The sequence below is a fragment of the Streptomyces sp. FIT100 genome, assembly GCF_024584805.1.
Classification (GTDB): Bacteria; Actinomycetota; Actinomycetes; order Streptomycetales; family Streptomycetaceae; genus Streptomyces.
The window spans coordinates 6,883,835-6,901,201 of record NZ_CP075715.1 but is presented as its reverse complement, the minus strand read 5'-3'; the positions used below and the strand labels follow the sequence as shown (position 1 = coordinate 6,901,201).

Genomic DNA, 17,367 nt, shown 5'->3' with positions numbered 1-17,367 from the left:
GCCCCTCCGGCGCAGTCCCAGTCGCACCGAGCTCTCGAGGGGAGAAGAACGGCACGTACAACTCAACCCCATCCGAGAGCATCCACTCTTGGACACAATGCCCGCCCGCCTCCGGCGCCGCATCACCGGCCAACAGTCACATGCGTGCGCGTGCCTCGGCGCAAGCGGTGCGCAGCACGGCCAAGACCCGCTTACCACCCGATGCCCGCCTTCCGACCGGGCGGGAGACCGTCGGGTCGAAGGCCACCGGCCCGAACACGGGCTGCTCGGCTCGCAGCAGGGCCACATCGGCCACGCAGTCCCCGCCCAACGCCACCGCGAGAGCCACATCCAGCGGATCTTTCCCGGATCGTGCACCACGCGGGCCCTTCGCCACGACTCAAGCGCCGCCCCATATCACCGCGTCCAGACCGGTCCTGCAGACCCTCTCCACCAGCAGCACCGCACCGGCCTGCGAAACCACTCCACGACCGCCACCCTCAACGCGGACATGCAGACGGTCCGGTCTGGGCCGGTACAAACCGGGGTGAAGCGAGGTCGGTCGATTCACGATGAAGAGCCTCTGACCTGCTGCTTCTCTGATCAGAGGCCCCGAGGGTACAGAAAAGTCGGGCCGGACGTCGGGAGAGTCGTCACAGCGCTGTCACCTGCGCAAGCATGAAGAATGCACATAATGACGGCCGTTTTAGTGAACACTTGCGTTTCCGCTCTCCCCAGGTATACGCAGTCGCACCCCGACATAGACCACGGAACGCGAGACGAGGCGCCGCTAAAGGCAGGTAAGGCTTCAAAGGCACTCGCCAGACTCCGCTTTTGTTCATGTGTTATATGCTATTTGGAGAACGACGTTCTCGAGATCGGCGGCAGTGAGGTCAGTACCCGACTCCGGAAATCTATGGTATCCATGCCGGTGTATGTATTGACTTTTCCCCTCCCCTGCTCTCGTGAGCGTGGACAGCCTGATCCCGACTTTGCCAGCATAATCATGCATGTGTATCGAAAAACTCTTCCTATCCTTTTTCAACCAAATGTCTGCGTATATCTTCCCGCTTTTATCCTTTACCGTAAACCGATCAACATGGAGGGAGAGTTCGGAAGAGATGTACTCCTTGTGCGATTGGCCCTTTCGTAGCCTGGTGATGTCGACTTCCACCGTCCGGTGTCCGGCTGGTGCGGCCTTCTCGCCGACACCCGACACGGGTGGCACTTTCTCCGAGGGGCCAGATTCCGTGGAAGTATCGACTGTTTCTGAACTCCGGTGACCATCAGCAGTCTTTTCGCTGCCCTGATTCACGTTGGCCCATACTAGTTCAGTGTAGTAGTCCGCCAAGGCTTCCCCCTTGAGGCCTGCGGCAAAGATATTGAGTCGGCCCGGCTTTACAGCGGATGCACCATGCTGCCGTTTCGCTCGCACTCCAGCCCTGATGCGATCAAAAAGCAATCTACACTTTGTGTGCAGCGACTCGCCGTTGTCCTCCTCCTGGTAAAGTCGAGCGACATCGAATGGGAGAACGACGTTCGCAATGTCCCGGTTTTCAAGATGGAATGCCTTCTTCATTTGGGTGATGTACTGGCCCGCTTCCTCATGTGCGAAGCTTTCCCTGACAAGGTTCTCAACCGTAGCCCCTTCTTCTTGAGAAAGTGAGAAATCGCGCCTCCATGCCGCACCTGAGAACCTCTTATCAAGAGTATTGTGCGCCCAATAGATAGCGGATAGGGCGCCATAGGCAAGCCATCTGCTGGGGTTTGTTCCGTCATCCTTCACTCTATCCAGGTGGCCCTGTTGCCAGTCATCCCGATCTTTTGTGTCCTCTCTTTCGATTCCACTCTCAATCTTCGAAATGGTTTTGAATTCCTCGGAGGCCGAATTGAGTGCATAATTCATTTTCACCGCAGTGGAAACAAACGCATACTTCTGCATGATGCGAGCAGTTCGTTCCTTGTCGGACGAGCCCGTCAAGCCCAGGAGCTTCAGGCTCAGCTCGGTTTGTTGCATTTGGAGCCGTCTATTGAACCATCCGAGGCCTATGCTTGCGTGGTGTACCGCCATCGGGACTCCAGGAACGTCTTTGAGTAGTTCCTGGAATTTATTTAACTTAACCCCTTCAAGTAGCCCTTCTTTCTCTAGGTCGCTGTATGATTTATCAAAATTTTCTCGATGCCGAAGCCATTCCGCTGTCACGCCATGCTTCTCCAGCATTTGCGAATGACTGGTGGGGGCATGAGCCAAGTAATATGCTATCAAGTACGCTGCTGTGGTTGGTTTTACCTCTAGAGCTTTCGCCATACCAGCCGTGAGGCTCTTCAAGTCCGTAGTGTTCTTGAACAGGTCTCGAATCGCGCTCCCCTTTTTCTTGATGAAATCCCCTATGTCATCGAAATCCGGGTAGCCTGATTCGGTCATTAGGTGAGCGATTGCTTCATCCGCCGTCAATCCCCTGTCCTCCTTATTGACCGGGTTCGGCACAGGGGCACCCAGTCCGGAGGCTATTACGTCAAGGAGATCTTCTGCACCTTGTAGGTTTTCGAGTTCCCCTGGAGGCCGGTCATCACGGCGCCACTTTCCTGATGTGTACTCGGGAGGGACCCTACTAATAGTGATCTTTCTGCCAGTAAAGAGCTCCGTCAATACGGGGTCTGCTATACCTCGCTTTCTCCTGGTCTTCACGAGGGATTTTTCGGGAGGATCGGCGAGAGGAATCTCGGCCGTTGCCCTAGGGATACCTTTTGTCACTTCCTCGGGTTTTCCGACTACCACGCGGGAAATGTTGGCCAGGGATTCCGTTCCAGGGTCATAGTAGGTCGTGTGTGCTTTTTCGAGGTTTTTGAAATGCTTTCCCCATTTCCACTTGTAGTCGGATTTCATGACGGTGGCATCACCGTAGTCTACGTCCGTCGTATCTCTACCGAACCATCCGGAATGGCCGACGAAATCCAAGCTGGTAGCAGCAGTGAAGATGTTGTTGGTGTTGAAGTTCCTGGAATGCTCGGCACCGGTACCGGGGCTACCGAGAAGGACAAGGTTATCGGACTCGGCTCCGCCCGCAGCAGCGTGACCTGTTACGACACTTCCATAGCTCATGCCACAGATAGTCAATCGCGGCTCGGCGGGCAGATTCTGGCTGCGTCGGGCAGCGCTTTGCCGCCATTGCAGACGCCACTTATCCACGTCGTCCCTGAGGAGTTCAGCACCTGCCTTGGCCGATTTCTCCGTGAATACCCTCCAGCCACCCTGCCAGAAATTTCTGGGAGCCTTGTAGCCCATCCAGGCCACGATGGCGACTCTGGCACCGGGACGGGTCCGCAGACACTCATCGCGGAGATCACGTGCGTGGCGGGCGAGTTCGGGAAGGGTTCTCAGCGAACTGCCCATGCCCGGGACCAGGATCGCGACGTATTCTGCCGTGGACATGTCTCCGACCGCCAGGGCCACACGCCCACGCTGCTCGCTGAACGCCGGATCATAGAGCAATAAAGTCCCCTCCCCTCCCGTCGCCTCCATCGATACGGTGCCGCCCATCGCCCTCACCGATTCAATCACAATAGTGGCGGCATTCTGTTTCTCCTTATTGAGCGACATCCAGTCGCCCACGCATTGACTCCAGTTCTCCTTGTGCACAGCATCCAATTCGTCTCTGGCGGGAGTGGCCACGCGCTCCTCTTCGGCACCTTCGGATTTCTCGGTCTCGTCCGAAAAATCCTCGATACCCTCCCATCTACTGAGAGGAAGTCTTTTCTTCCCTGTTTCCCAGGTCTCGAAGCTGCCACCACGATAGAGAGCAGCGGGTTCGGAGGTTCCCCTGGCTCCACGATGGTAGCTGCGGAACCGGCTCACCTGGCTCCCTACCTCTTCCAACTGGTCCAGGACTTCCAGCCCCTTCTTTAGATTGCTCGCTTCAGCCGCCGCCCGCAGAGCGGAAGTATCAAGTGCGGCAACTGCGGCGCTTGCTGCTTTGTGGGATACGTCCACAACGATTTCGACAATCTTTTCCGACCCTGGTATGAACTGGCTGGCGACCTCTTTGGCCACGGGAGCGACGACCTCCCTTATGGACTCAGCAACGGCACCGCTGACTCCCTCCACTATCACCAAGGGGTGCGCGAGACCGTGCTGAATATTCTTCCGCGCGGTCTCCAAATTCCTCTCCCCTGCCTCAATCCGACTCCCTATATATCCGCCGATACGGTAAGTTACCGTCAGTCCCTTCACAACCAACTTAACGGTTCCAGTGAGAGCCTCCACCGCTAGACGAGCGGCGACGCGCTCAGCTACACCAGTACCTCTGCCCTTAAGGATGGAATCGGCAACTTCACCCGAATTATTCAGTGCACCGAGAAGCGCTGATCCCGCCTCCATTCCTTCCCAGAGATATTTCTTCTGTGAAATCGGAGAAGGCTTCTTCGAAGAGAGAAGATTATGAACGACAGATTCTCTCGCAGTCTGACGAGGGTTGTTCGCCATCGCGCTCGTAATCTCGCGCGGATCAACATTCAATTCGTACTGCGTCCACAGGCTATTCTTAGCTCCGCCTCCCGAAGGGGACTTGAGAGCAGGAAGATCCCTTTCCTTCGCCAGTTTGCCTAATGTGATCGAGGCAGCCGTTGCACGGGCATCCCCCAGTGTCCACAGAGAATCGAGGACCGGCCTCCACGTCTCCTCATCCTCGCCCGCCGCGATTGCGCCCTGAACGCTCTCTGCAACCTGATCGGCCTTCATCACCGCGCGCTGCACATGAGGAAGGGGACGCTCGGCATCAAGACCTGCCATCTTGAGATAGTCCCGCACAGCCGTATCGTTGCCGAGAGCCGCCCACTCGGTGAGGGAAGCCTGATCCGTCTCGAAAGAGAATATATCCTTCAAGGAGTTCACAATCTTCAGCTCGTGCCTATCGGGTGCCCAGCTGCCGCTGAGCACGTGCGTAGCGATGGCCAACTGATAGCCGAGCATGACGTCCGGGCGCTGAAGCTTCTTTTCTCGTTCCTCAATCACCCCCTCCGGCGTCGACAGTACGACCCAAGTGCCCGAACCATTCTTGGCTTCCGCGGCAGCGCCAGGGAATACGTCAGCCCGCGATGCGTTCCTGCCTGCATTGGCGATAATGATCCTCAACCCACTGTCGCTCACCCCGTGCGGTGACGACGGATCGACCTTCTCCAGCACCTGCAGATTACGTCTAGTTTGCTTATCCCGACTATGCTCCCACTGCTTCCCCGGCGTCCACCCGTGCGGAATAGGCACAAGCTTCTCCACCGAACTGACCAAGGCCGAACCTGAGTCGAATGATGCGCCCCACCCCTTCTCACCCAAAGGCTGTGTCGTAAGCAGCTTCAAGAGTCCCGCAACATAACTCGGAAAATTTCCGCGGTCCGCACTCTGCTTCGCCCGCTGGTCCGTCCGGGCCGCCGTCCGTTGCTTCTCACTCCGGGCGTACTCCTGGATTCCCCACCCCCCTCCCTCCGGATCGATCCCTGCCACACGCAGGACGTCCAGTACATCCACCCCCGTGCAACATATCCCACCTCCGAGGTTCACCACTTCCAGCAAACTTGGCTTTCCATCAGGCCCTACACCAAAATTCAGCGTCACCTTCGTCCCGACTCCAGCCCCCGAAACCGCAGAATCCTCCCTGTCCACCCTGTTGCGCCAAGCCGCTTCCTCCTCGGCCAGAATTCTGGCGTCCTCCATCTCCTCTGTGTTGCGTTCCAACGGCACATTCATTTTGCTGTACGTCTCGGGAAACTCCGGGCCCTGCGGAGGAAACCCGCTCCCCGCACTCCGCCAGGGCAGCGCTGCTTCCCCGTCGCGGAGTTCCCATTCCGCTGCCCATACGGCCGCCAACGTCTCCCTATTGAACTGATCTTCCGAATTACCTGCCCGCTGTGACTGTACGTCACTGCCTCTCGCATGAGCCTGCGACGAATTCGGCGAATGTTTCTTCGATATCTCTTTCATGGACGGACCTTTGCCTTTTACTCGTCGGTCTGGACGTGCCGGTTTCGGGTCTTCGCAGTTGAGCGGTTTACCCCCGTCCGGGTCCCTGGTGTCCTGTCACTACGCGCGTCTCTGCAGTCCGCCCTGGACGAAGTGTGTACAGCAAACGCTGCATTTGGCTCTTCGAGTGACATCGAATGGCTGCTGCTGCATTCGAGTCGGAGGCCAAGTCATTGTGGAAGCCGGACGGCCGGCGAAGCGAGGGACTGGGTTTCACGCTTGAGTGCAGAGCATCGGTCATTTCCGCTGTGAGGTACATGGCTCTGGTGGTGAGGATGACGGCCGACTCTCACCATGGCAGGTGGTCCAGGGCTGTGAGTACCGATGTAGGACCGGTGGGCGTAGCCCTGCCTGGCGACACCGTTCGGCATACGGGTCCGCATGGCAGTCCCGGTCTACTCGACCACCTCTGCCTACGCGGACGTTTTGCGAAAGGGAGCCGAGTACTGGCCGTGAAGAGTCACCGAGATCTGCGGCCGCGGTGTCAGGGACCTGTTGATGCCTGTTTGTGATGGGCTGACGTTCCAGACGCGATCGCGACTCTGTGCACTGCATGATCGTCCGGGCATGCATCATCCAACTGATGGTGTAAAGGCGGCCGATGCATCTGGCCACATCCTTGGCCAGGAGTGTTGCTCGTGCCGGAATCGCGATAGGGCTCGTGCGTCTGCCCTGGCCCACCCAGTGGCATGGCCGCCAGCCCGTTCGGCCAGACACTCTGGCCGGTCCGGCAGTGCTCAATGGGCTCATGCTCGGTGCAGGTCCCTCACAGCCGATGGCGCAGTGACCGCCCCTTCTCTACCGCCGGTTCGGCTCGCGGCATTTACCAGCACGAACCCCATGAGGTGGTCAGCTCAGCGGTATTTTTTTCCTGCCGGCCACAGCGCTATCCCGCCGCGGGATAGTCCGCCGTATTCTGCACATCAGTGGTCACAAGCATCATCACAGATCCCGACCTGCACCTGACCACCGCTCACGCCCCGTCCGCTTCGGGCTTTTGACTCTCGTGGCAGTGCTCAACGCAGTCCGGGCACTCTGCGGACGTACCTGGGCAGCAGTGGCAAGGGAGCAGCTTGGGCCGGAGTCGGAGCAGGGAGAGTCATTCAGGTCGGCACTGAGGCGGCCGTACTTCCGCCATGACCAGAACGATGGCGCCGGTCACGAGGCCGACGGTGGCTGTGAGTCCGATCCCCGTGGCCTTCGAGTGGGCCGGGGTGGCTCTGGGCTTCTCACGATCGGGGGGTCGGATTCAGTTGCCGAGTACGGGGAGGCGGGGTGGGTTCGGCGGGAAGAGATGAAACGTCCCGTGGAGACTCAGTGCACGGGACATAGCCCCGGCCCGGCTCCAGGAGGTGGATTCGTCTTCGTCATCGACCATCATGGGATGGTCGGAAAACATCGACACCGGAATGCTGGAGCCGTAGACGGGAACACCGAGGCCGGTGGCGATGTTCTGCGCAGTGCTGCCTTTTCCGTAGATGCCTACTGCCGCGCTGCTGCAGACGATGAGCACCACGCGGGCCGTGTTTTGTGGATTGAATCCCCGTTGACGGATCAGGCGGATCGCAAGGGTGCCGTCGCGGATCTCGTAGTCGTGTCCGATGATCCATAGCGTCCCACCAGGGCGTACCTGGGAGGGATCATTTGGAAGGCCGTGCTCGCGGAGCCAGCCTGTCAACACGGTCGATTCGTCGGCAGAAGTTGCGATGTATGCGTCTGTTTCCTTGTTCATGGTCGGCAACGGCAACTCAAAGGCTGTATTTTTTCGCCGCATTGCTTCGTATATCTGTTGTCGTAGATCTTTCTCGTGAGCGTCGAGCTGACGAGTCTTTCGATCTGCTCTCGGGCTGTAAGGGTGGTGAGCGGGCTGCTTGAGTCGGAGGTGTTGAGCAGGCATCTTCTTCACACCAACCTCTGTCTATGTGTGGGGCTGTGCCATTCCCACGCCGAGTATCACATTCGCCATGAGCGGGCATGCCCAGGTGTTCGGTGTTATCGGTGATGAAGCGGCCGGCGGCCGGAGGGGGTGTAGGTGCGGTCTGTTGGGGATGTATGGAATTCTTCTCCACGGGATGCATGAGGATCCGGATGGAACCGGAGGCCTCGCCGTGGCTTCCTACCCGGGTCCAAGCAGATGGGAGGACACGGTGATCCAAGTTGGCTGTGGAGGCCGCGGCAATTGTGTTCCTGTGCTAGGGACGGCCCGTGCCGAGTCAAGGGCGGTGTCGCACCGAGGGTGATGGCGACAGTGATGGGATATCCGCGATGGAAGAAGGGCGCGAAATGACGATGGAAGCAATCGCCGGTCGCACGGAAACAGCGAATGCGGGCGTGCTGCGGACCCGGACAGGGGGCGTACGGCCAGCACCTGGGTTCCCGCACGGTCGGGCACCGCGGGCCGAAGCCCCGAACTCGGTGGAGGCGGAACCCGCCACTGCGGTCCTGCGCCGGGCGATTGAATATTTCGCCAGGGAGACGCTCTGGTGAACCCCTCCAGTTCGTCGCCGACCACCAGCGCCGTGATGAGAAGAGCTCAGAATGCCGCTTGTTGTCGGGCCGCTCTCGGTGAGGCGCCGAGCATCCTGACTCGACTGTCACGGCTTGTGCGACGTGAGAAGCCACCATTGAGCCGAAGCGTGACACGACGATCGATATGTGTCAACAAGCCCCATTCCTCCCATCTCACCGAGCAAGGGCCCCACAAGAGATCACCCCTGGCATGACGCAAACAAGACCAAGGTTGGAAGCCGAGTCGGACGTCTTCGTGGCCGGCACACACTCCAGAAGCATCCTCCAACTCGAGGGACTTCTAGCGCGGGTCAATGCGTGCCGCGGTCCGGCCGCTGGCCGGCGGCAACAGTCAGGCAGTGGGACAGGGGCCGGCCGCCTGCCGTCACGGACGCAGTCGACGGTAGTGGGCAGCCCGGGGCAGCCGGAACTCGTACTCAGGATTGAAGGTAAACGACGCCTCGACCTGGGAGCCGGGCCGGATCCAATGGCTCGGCCGGGCGTCGGAAGTGAGTCGGTGCAGGCACGATCAGGGATGTGGTGGCCGGTTGTGAGACCGCGATGCCGGTTGTCTGCGAGTCCGACGGCCGTAGGGGGCCGCGAACCGCTCGTACTGATCTCAATCGTCGCCATCACCGTGCGCGGCGGCGAGGATGGCGTGCTTCACACGGCGCCGTCCAGGGCAGGCAGTGCTCGGACCGCCGGCCCGTCTCGATGATTTCCCCACCGCTCCAGCGCTTCTCGTGACGGAACGAGGCGACGTTCTGCTCCAGCGCCGACACGCCGAAGGCGCCGGGGAATGGCCGAGCGACTGGTCGAGAACATCCTCACCGCTCAACGCACAGACCGTCGTCGTCCCCGGCACAGATGCGGCCGCACTGATCGTCCCGAGCCTCGCCGGCTCGCTGACGGCCGCCCTCGGCCGGCGCAAGCTCCTCGCCGCCAGGATCGAGGAACTGCTGGAGTCGCACCCTCTTTCCAAGGTCCGACAGCCATCCCAGGGATCGGAGTCAGGACCGGAGCGAGGATCCTCATGGACGTCGGTGACGGCAGCAGCCTTCCCCCCGCCGCACACCTCGCTGCCTACGCAAGCCTTGCCCCGACAACCTGGAGCTCGGGCTCCTCAATCCGTCGCGAACAACCCTCTCGGCACGGAAACAAGCAGCTCAAACGAGCCTTCTCCCTCTCCGCGTTCACCGCCATGGCCGACCCGGCATCCCACACCTACTGCGACAAGAAGATCACCCAGGGCAAGCGCCGCACCCAAGCCCTCCTCTGCCGCCAGACGCCGAGCCGAAGTCCTCTTTGCCATGCTCCGCGACGGAACGGCACAGCGGAGGAGGGACCTCAGCAGGGCTCAGCCGGTTGTCAGCCTCAGCACCGCTGCCGCATTCTCAGAAGGCTCACGTCTGATGAGGCTTGACGCGGGCCTGGGCGCGTGGCGGGCCTACTTCGGTGCCCCAAGGGCCGCTGACAGCCGGCCTGGCTGCACGGACCCTGCTTCGGCCTCGGCTTTCGTGGCTGCGTACGTAGCCGCGCAGTCCCGTTCGGACCGGTGTGAAGCGGGGTCCACCCCAGGGCCCACATGGTGGCGCGGGCTCGCACGCGACCGCCCCCGGACGGTGAAGGATCAGTCCTCGTGGCCCAGTTGGAGATCGCGTTCCGTGCGTCCGCCGCCCGCGACCTGCAACACCGTGGCGACCGGCGGGTAACCCGCGGCGATCACCGTGTACTCGCCCGACGACAAGTCGACGAAGCGGAAGGTCCCGTCGGGACCGGTGGTGAGGGTGTCGACGACATTGCCCGCCGCGTCGAGCAGGGTCACGCGCGCGTCCTCGACGGGCCGTCCGCCCCCGGCCCGTACGGTGCCGCGCAGCACGGCGCCGCCCGCGAGTTCGATGTCCTGCCGGGTCTCGCGGGACGACTGGACGCTCACGGGGAGCGCGGCGGGGCGGAAGGCGGGGGCGCTCGCGGCGAGGGTGTACTCCCCCGCCACCAGCTCGCCGATGACGTACCCGCCCTCCCGTCCGCTGCGCGTGCCGGCGACGACTTCGCCGCGTACGTCGGTCAGGGTCACGGCGGCGTCCCGCACCGGGCTGCCGTCGGCGGTGGTGACGCTCCCGGCGAGCCGTCCGGCACCGCCGAGCACGACGTCGAGATCGACGGGCCGCTCGCCGACGGTCACCGAGACCGCCTGCGGCTGATGACCGCCCGCGGCGGCGATGAGGACGTACGAACCGGAACCGGGCACGCTCAGCGCGTACCGGCCGTCCTCGCCACTGGCGCCCCGCCCGACCTGCCGGCCGTGGACGTCGATGAGGGTGAGCGCGGCGCGCGGCACACGGCTGCCGTCGGGGTGCTGGACGGTGCCGCAGACGGGTACACCGGCGACGTGCGCGGGACCGGCCCCGGACCCCGACCCCGACCCGAAGGCCGGGGTCGCGGTGCGGGCGTTCGGTACGGACGTGGGCTCGGCGGAGGCGGGGGCGTTCATGGACACCAGCGGTTTCTCCTTGAGGAAGAAGGCGAGGACGAGGCCGAGGACGAGCACCGGCACGAGGTAGAGGAAGATCCGCGGCATCGCGTCGGCGTACGCCTGGATGTAGCCGTCGCGCAGGGCGGGCGGCAGGGCGTGGACGAGCTGCGGGGTGATGGATTCCGGATCGGGCAGACCTTCGGGCAGGCTGCCGGACGCGCCTCCCGACGCGGCTCCGGACGCGGCTCCGGAGGCGGCCGGGAGGCGGTCGGCGAGGGCGTCGGCGAGCCGGTCGGCGAAGAGGGTGCCGAAGACGGCGGCGCCGACGCTGCCGCCGATCTGCCGGAAGTAGTTGTTGGCACTGGTGGCGGTGCCGAGGTCGGTGGGCGGCACGGAGTTCTGCACCGCGAGGATGAGGACCGGCATGACGAGGCCGATGCCGATACCGAGGATCGCCTGCCAGACCGAGTACTCGAACCGGGAGGTGTCGGTCTCCAGCCCGGACAGCAGCCACATGCCGGCGGCCGAGACCGCGCTGCCGAGCACCGGATAGACCTTGTAGTGGCCGGTGCGGCTGATGAGCTGTCCCGAGACGATGGAGGCCACGACGATGCCGCCCATCATGGGGAGCATCAGCAGGCCCGACTCGGTGGCGCTGGCTCCGTCGACCATCTGAAGGAAAGTGGGCAGATAGCTGGCCGCGCCGAAGAGCGCGACTCCGACGACGGCGCCGACGAGGCCCGTGATGGTGAAGACCGGGTCGCGGAAGAGCCGCAGGGGGATGACCGGTTCGGGCGCGTAGTGCTCGACGACCAGGAAGAGCAGGGCCGTTCCGGCGGCGCCGGCGGCGAGCCCGAGGATGACGCGTGAGCCCCAGGCGTACTCGGTGCCGCCCCAGCTGGTCAGCAGCACCAGGCAGGTGGACGCAGCGGTGAGCAGGAGCGCGCCGAGCACGTCGAAGCGGGCGCGGGTGACCGGCTTGGGAAGTTTGAGGACGGCCGCGACGACCGCGAGCGTGACGAGGCCGAACGGCACGTTGAAGTAGAAGCACCAGCGCCAGGAGACATGGTCGGTGAAGAAGCCGCCCAGCAGCGGTCCGGCGACCGACGCGAGGCCGAAGGCGGCGCCGATGAGCCCCATGAAACGGCCGCGTTCCCTGGCCGGGACGATGTCCGCGATGATGGCCTGTACGCCGATCATGAGGCCGCCCGCGCCGATGCCCTGGATCGCGCGGAAGGCGATGAGCTGGTCCATCGTGCGGGACCAGCCCGCGAGCGCGGAGCCGATGACGAAGACGACGATGGCGAACTGGAAGACGCCCTTGCGGCCGTAGAGATCGCCGAGCTTTCCGTAGACGGGCAGCCCGATGGTGGCGGTGAGGAGATAGGCGGTGATCGCCCAGGACATCCGGTCCAGACCCTGGAGTTCGCCGACGATCTTCGGCAGGGCGGTGGCGACGATCATCTGCTCCAGCGCGGCGAGCAGCAGCGCGAGCATCAGTCCGAAGAAGACGAGGCGCACCTGACGGGGGCTCAGCTCCGGTGCGCCATCGGCGCCGATGCCGGTGCCGGTACCCGTGCCCTTGCCGCCCGACGGCGGGCGGCCGGCTCCGGCCGCCGGGGCAGGTCCGTGGTCCCGGACTCCGGCCGCCGCCCCGTCGGCCTGTCCGTCCTCCACCAGCGTGATCCCACCCACGTACTGCTCCCCTTCGTCGCGGCTACGCGGCGTCATTCTTCGCATTGCGCGCCAAGACGGAGCAAGCGGGACGTTACTGGGGAAGCGGTGTGCGACGGGCGGGCGGAGGCGGCTCACGGGGGCGCACTCCGGGCGCTCATCAGGAGCTTTCCCGCGGCTCTCCGGCGCTCCGGGCGGGCCGGGGCACACCGGAGAGCCGTGGGGAAAACCACTCGAATCGGTGACCCTTGCAGCGATCCACGGGGGGCACCACCGGGACGCCCCGGAGTGCGCCGGGGCGTCCCAGGTTGCGCCGGGGTGTGCGCCGGGGTCTACGCGTCGCCGATGACGCGCCGGGGATCGTGCGCCGGGGCTACTTCTCGACCTCGGCGGCGAGCCCGGCGAGCACCTCGTCGTAGATCCGGGCGAGGCCCTTGGGGGCGAAGGTCCGCTCGAAGAAGCCGCCGATGCCGCCGGCGCCGTTCCAGACGGAGGTGACGACGGCCTTGGAGCGGCCCTCCCCGGCGGGCGTGACGGTCCAGGTGGTGACCATGGAGGAGTTGCGGTCCTTCTCGACGAGCTGCCCGTCGGTCGGCTCGGTCACCTCCAGGAGGCAGTCACGGACGCGCTTGCTGGTGGCCTGGAGCTTCCAGTGGACGAGGGTGCCCTCGCCGTCGCCGCCCTCGCGCACCTGGTACTCGCTGAACTGCCCGGGCAGAAGCTTCGCGCGGGTGTCCTTGTAATCGGCCAGCGCGTCGAACACGGTCTCCGCGTCCGCCGCGATGATCCGCTCCGTCGTGGACTCGACCTGCGCCATTGCTTCTCCTTCAGCACTCGGTTCCTGCGGTGGCCCAAGCCAATCACCTCCCGCACGGCCGCCCCAAATTCGAAGTTGCAGCGATCAAGGGAACAAGTGTTCTATTCTCTGGTTCAGTGCTACCGAGGAGGCGCCCATGCGCTGGGACAATCTCGCCGAGAACGGCAGGAACGCCACGGCCACCGAGAGCCCGGCCGTACCCGGGGACATCGCGCTCTTCGGCACGGACGCGGTGACCACCCGGACGTTCGACACCCCGGAGTTCCGGGGCATCACCTTCCATGAGGTCCGTGCCCGTTCGATCCTGAACCGCGTGCCAGGGGCCTCGCGGATGCCGTTCGAATGGACGGTCAACCCCTACCGAGGCTGCACCCACGCCTGCGTGTACTGCTTCGCCCGCAAGACCCACGGCTATCTGGACCTCGACACCGGGATCGGCTTCGACACCCAGATCGTCGTCAAGATCAACGCCCCCGAGCTGCTCCGCCGCCAGCTGGCCTCCCGCCGCTGGCAGGGCGCACACGTCGCGATGGGCACGAACGTCGACTGCTACCAGCGCGCCGAGGGCCGCTACGGGCTGATGCCGGGGATCATCGGGGCGCTGCGCGACCACGCGAACCCGTTCTCGATCCTCACCAAGGGCACGCTGATCCTGCGCGACCTGGAGCTGCTGCGGCAGGCGGCGGCGGTCACGGACGTCGGCATATCCGTCTCGGTCGGCTTCACGGACCGGGAGCTGTGGCGCACGGTGGAGCCGGGCACTCCGTCGCCCGAGCGGCGCCTCGACGTCGTACGGACCCTGACGGACCACGGCATCGGCTGCGGGGTGCTGATGGCGCCGGTCATCCCCTTCCTCGGCGACCACCCGGACCAGCTGCGAGCGACCGTACGGGCCATCGCGGCGGCCGGGGCGACCTCCGTGACACCGCTCGTACTGCATCTGCGGCCCGGGGCGCGCGAATGGTTCATGGCCTGGCTCGGCCGGGAGCATCCGCATCTGGTGCGCCGGTACGAGCGGTTGTACGCGGAGGGGGCGTACGCGCCGAAGTGGTACCAGCGCCGCATCACACGCTATGTGCACGAGCTCGCCACGGAGTTCGGGATCGGCCCGGCGCAGCGCGGCACCCCACGGCGGATCCCGGCACGCGAGGAGCAGGTGCTCGCGGACCCGGTACTCGCGGAGCCAGTGCTCGCGGAGCCCGGCGCCACCCAGCTCACCCTGCTCTGAGCCGCGACCACTGCCCCGCACCCGCTTCACCGTGCTCCGCGCGCACTGCGCCGTCAGCAAACGGGTCAAGTCTGGATCAAAGGTGTCCCTCCGGTGGGGATTCCGGGAACGCTGCCCCGGGGCTGCGCCGCCCGGGCCGCGCCCCGCCATCACGGGAGGCCATGCATGTACAGACGCACAGGAGCGCTGCTCGCCGTCGGAGCGGCGGTGACCGGGCTGGTCGCCGGCGCGCCCTCCACGGCGACCGCGGGGACCGAGGCGGGCTCCGGCGCAGGAGCCGGGGCGGGCGCGCCGAAGTGGACCCGCTGTGCCACGGAGGAGTACCCGCGGCTGGAGTGCTCCGAGCTGACGGTGCCGCTGGACCACGCGAACCCCGGCGGCCGGCGGATCACGCTCGCGCTGTCCCGGGTGCGGCACACCGCGAAGACGTTCCAGGGTCCGCTGCTGGTCAACCCGGGCGGTCCGGGCGCAAGCGGACGGAAGCTCGCCGGGTTCGTGGCGGCCTCGCTGCCCGCGAAGGTCGCCGCACAGTACGACATCGTCGGCTTCGACCCGCGCGGTGTGGGCGCCTCGAAGCCCGCGCTCAACTGCAAGCCGGGCCATTTCGCGCCCGTACGCCCCGACTCGGTGCCGCACGGCAGGGCGGAGGAGGCCGCGAACCTGGCGCGGGCCTCGGCGTTCACCCGGGGCTGCAAGGCCAGGCACGCCGATGTGCTCCCCCACATCAACACCCCGAGCACGGCGAAGGACATGGACCTGATCCGGCAGTCCCTCGGCGCGGAGCAGATCAGCTACCTCGGATATTCGTACGGCACCTATCTGGGGGCCGTGTACGCCAAGCTCTTCCCGCACCGGGTGCGGCGCGCGGTGCTCGATTCCGTCGTGGATCCGCGCGGCGTCTGGTACGGCGACAACCTCGACCAGGACCTGGGGTTCGACGCCCGCCACAAGGCGTTCGCCGCATGGGTGGCCCGGCACGACGCGACGTACCGGCTGGGCAGCGACCCGGCGCGGGTCGAGGCCGCCTGGTACGTGATGCGCGAGGCGCTGCGCCGGGAGCCGGCGGGCGGCAAGGTCGGCCCCGGCGAGCTGGAGAACACCTTCATGCCGGGCGGCTACTACAACGGCTTCTGGCCGTATCTGGCCGAGGCGTTCGCCGCGTACGTCAACCGCAAGGACAGCGCCCCGCTGGTGGAGGCGCACGAGAACTTCGGTGCGGTCGACGCGGCAGGCGACAACAGCTACTCCGTCTACACCGCGGTGCAGTGCCGGGACGCCGCGTGGCCCCGCGACTGGGGCGTCTGGCGCAGGGACAACTGGACGATGCACGCCAAGGCGCCCTTCTCCACGTGGAACAACGCCTGGTACAACGCCCCCTGCGCCACCTGGCCGGTGGCGCCGCTCGCCCCGGTGGACGTCACCAACGTCGCGCTGCCCCCGGTCCTCGTCCTCCAGGCGACGGACGACGCGGCCACCCCGTACGCGGGGGCCGTCGCCGTCCACCACAAGCTGCACGGCTCCAGTCTCGTCGTGGAGCAGGGCGGCGCGAACCATGCGGTCACCCTCGCCGGGAACGCCTGCCTGGACCGCTATCTGACGGACTATCTGGCCACCGGCAGGGTCCCGCGGGCGGCGGGCGGCGGCGAGGCGGACGCGGCCTGCGCGGCGTCCCCCGAGCCGAAGCCCCTCAAGGCCGCGGCCCGCGCCGCCCTGAGGGACCAGGAGCGTGCCGGGGCGGCGCTGCACACGGTGCTCGGCCACCGGAACGGACGGCCCTGAGGGGTCACGGAACGCGGGAGAGGCGGCTCAGGGCGGCGGATGCGGCGGCGGACAGGCGGGGGTGGGACCGGGCCGCCTCCAGGACCGGGCGGGCGCGGTCGTCGGCGAGCGAGCCGAGACCCTCGACGCAGGCGAGGGCGAGGCGCCAGTGGGGATCGCCCGGTGCCAGCCGCCGCTCCAGGGTGGTGATCAGCGCCGGAGCCGATTCGGGGGCGCGCAGGGCGGTGAGGAGCCGCACCGGAAGCAGTGCGTAGGCGACGCGCAGCTCATTGGTGGCGAGCGCGGCGGCGGCCCGCGGGGTGCGCGGGTCGCCGAGGCGCCTCAGGGCGTACGAGGCGGAGACGCAGCGCTCGGGGTCGCGGTGGTTGAGCAGCAGCACGAGCGGTTCGAAGGCGCGCCGGTCCCCGGCGCAGCCGAGCCGGAAGGCGGCGATCTCCCGTGCCCATAAGGGGCGTTCGGACTCGGTGAGCACGGCGGCCAGTGTGTCGGGGTCCGCGGTGGCGGTGAGCCGGCGGTGCAGTTCCTCGTCGGCGGGACCGGTCAGCTCCGCTGCGGTGCGCCGGGCGAGGTCGAGCAGATCCGCGTCCATGCCGAGGTCCATGCCGAGCAGCGTAGAGGAGCCGTGCGCGGCGCAGATCACATCCGCGCAGGGCTGGCGCGCTCATTACTCACCGGTTAACCTCATGTGAGCGGGCCACACCCGCACAGCTCTCGGCGGCCTGGTGACGCAGCCGCCCGGGGGCAGCGCCCATGCCGCATGGCCATGGGACGGCCAGTCGGTTCGGCACTTCTGTACGACGCGACTCCGGGACAGAGTCCGTCGCCCCCAGGGCGCGCACCGCCGCGCGCCTCACCGCGACACGTACCTCCGCCGCATCACGCGCAATCCCGCG

Annotated in this window: 7 protein-coding genes and 1 pseudogene; 3 read left to right on the top strand and 5 right to left on the bottom strand. The window is 65.3% G+C overall.

The annotated features are described in order from the left end of the window. Positions 1–817 precede the first annotated feature (817 nt). Together KK483_RS30845 and KK483_RS30840 are read right to left on the bottom strand one after the other, a co-directional pair. Positions 818–5,953: an alpha/beta hydrolase family protein gene (locus KK483_RS30845; protein WP_262008495.1), complete on the bottom strand. Its 5,136-nt coding sequence runs from the start codon at positions 5,951–5,953 to the stop codon at positions 818–820. A 1,288-nt stretch (positions 5,954–7,241) separates the two neighbouring features. Beyond that, positions 7,242–7,898, bottom strand: a complete 657-nt coding sequence (locus KK483_RS30840; RefSeq protein ID WP_262008494.1) for a hypothetical protein — start codon at positions 7,896–7,898, stop codon at positions 7,242–7,244. 1,398 nt (positions 7,899–9,296) lie between these two features. Here KK483_RS30840 and KK483_RS30835 point away from each other — a divergent pair. Continuing rightward, positions 9,297–9,828 (top strand): annotated as a pseudogene (locus tag KK483_RS30835) (transposase); the annotation flags it as partial. 302 nt (positions 9,829–10,130) lie between these two features. Here the strand turns inward: KK483_RS30835 and KK483_RS30830 are convergent. Then, on the bottom strand, positions 10,131–12,671 hold the full coding sequence (locus tag KK483_RS30830) for an MFS transporter (RefSeq protein WP_262009757.1): 2,541 nt from the start codon (positions 12,669–12,671) through the stop codon (positions 10,131–10,133). A gap of 352 nt (positions 12,672–13,023) precedes the next feature. Beyond that, positions 13,024–13,467 carry an SRPBCC family protein gene (locus KK483_RS30825; RefSeq protein WP_262008493.1) on the bottom strand — a complete coding sequence of 148 codons (444 nt, stop codon included), beginning with the start codon at positions 13,465–13,467 and terminating at the stop codon, positions 13,024–13,026. A 136-nt stretch (positions 13,468–13,603) separates the two neighbouring features. On the opposite strand from KK483_RS30825, the gene KK483_RS30820 reads away from it, so the two are divergent. Together KK483_RS30820 and KK483_RS30815 are read left to right on the top strand one after the other, a co-directional pair. Continuing rightward, the gene (locus KK483_RS30820; RefSeq protein WP_262008492.1) at positions 13,604–14,695 is read left to right on the top strand and encodes an Rv2578c family radical SAM protein; all 1,092 of its coding nucleotides are present in this window, start codon (positions 13,604–13,606) and stop codon (positions 14,693–14,695) included. 165 nt (positions 14,696–14,860) lie between these two features. After that, on the top strand, positions 14,861–16,474 hold the full coding sequence (locus tag KK483_RS30815) for an alpha/beta hydrolase (protein WP_262008491.1): 1,614 nt from the start codon (positions 14,861–14,863) through the stop codon (positions 16,472–16,474). Positions 16,475–16,478: 4 nt separating this feature from the next. Here KK483_RS30815 and KK483_RS30810 read toward each other — a convergent pair whose 3' ends face one another. Continuing rightward, a complete protein-coding gene (locus KK483_RS30810) occupies positions 16,479–17,063 on the bottom strand; it encodes a HEAT repeat domain-containing protein (RefSeq protein WP_262009756.1) in 585 nt (194 codons plus the stop codon). Positions 17,064–17,367 lie beyond the last annotated feature (304 nt).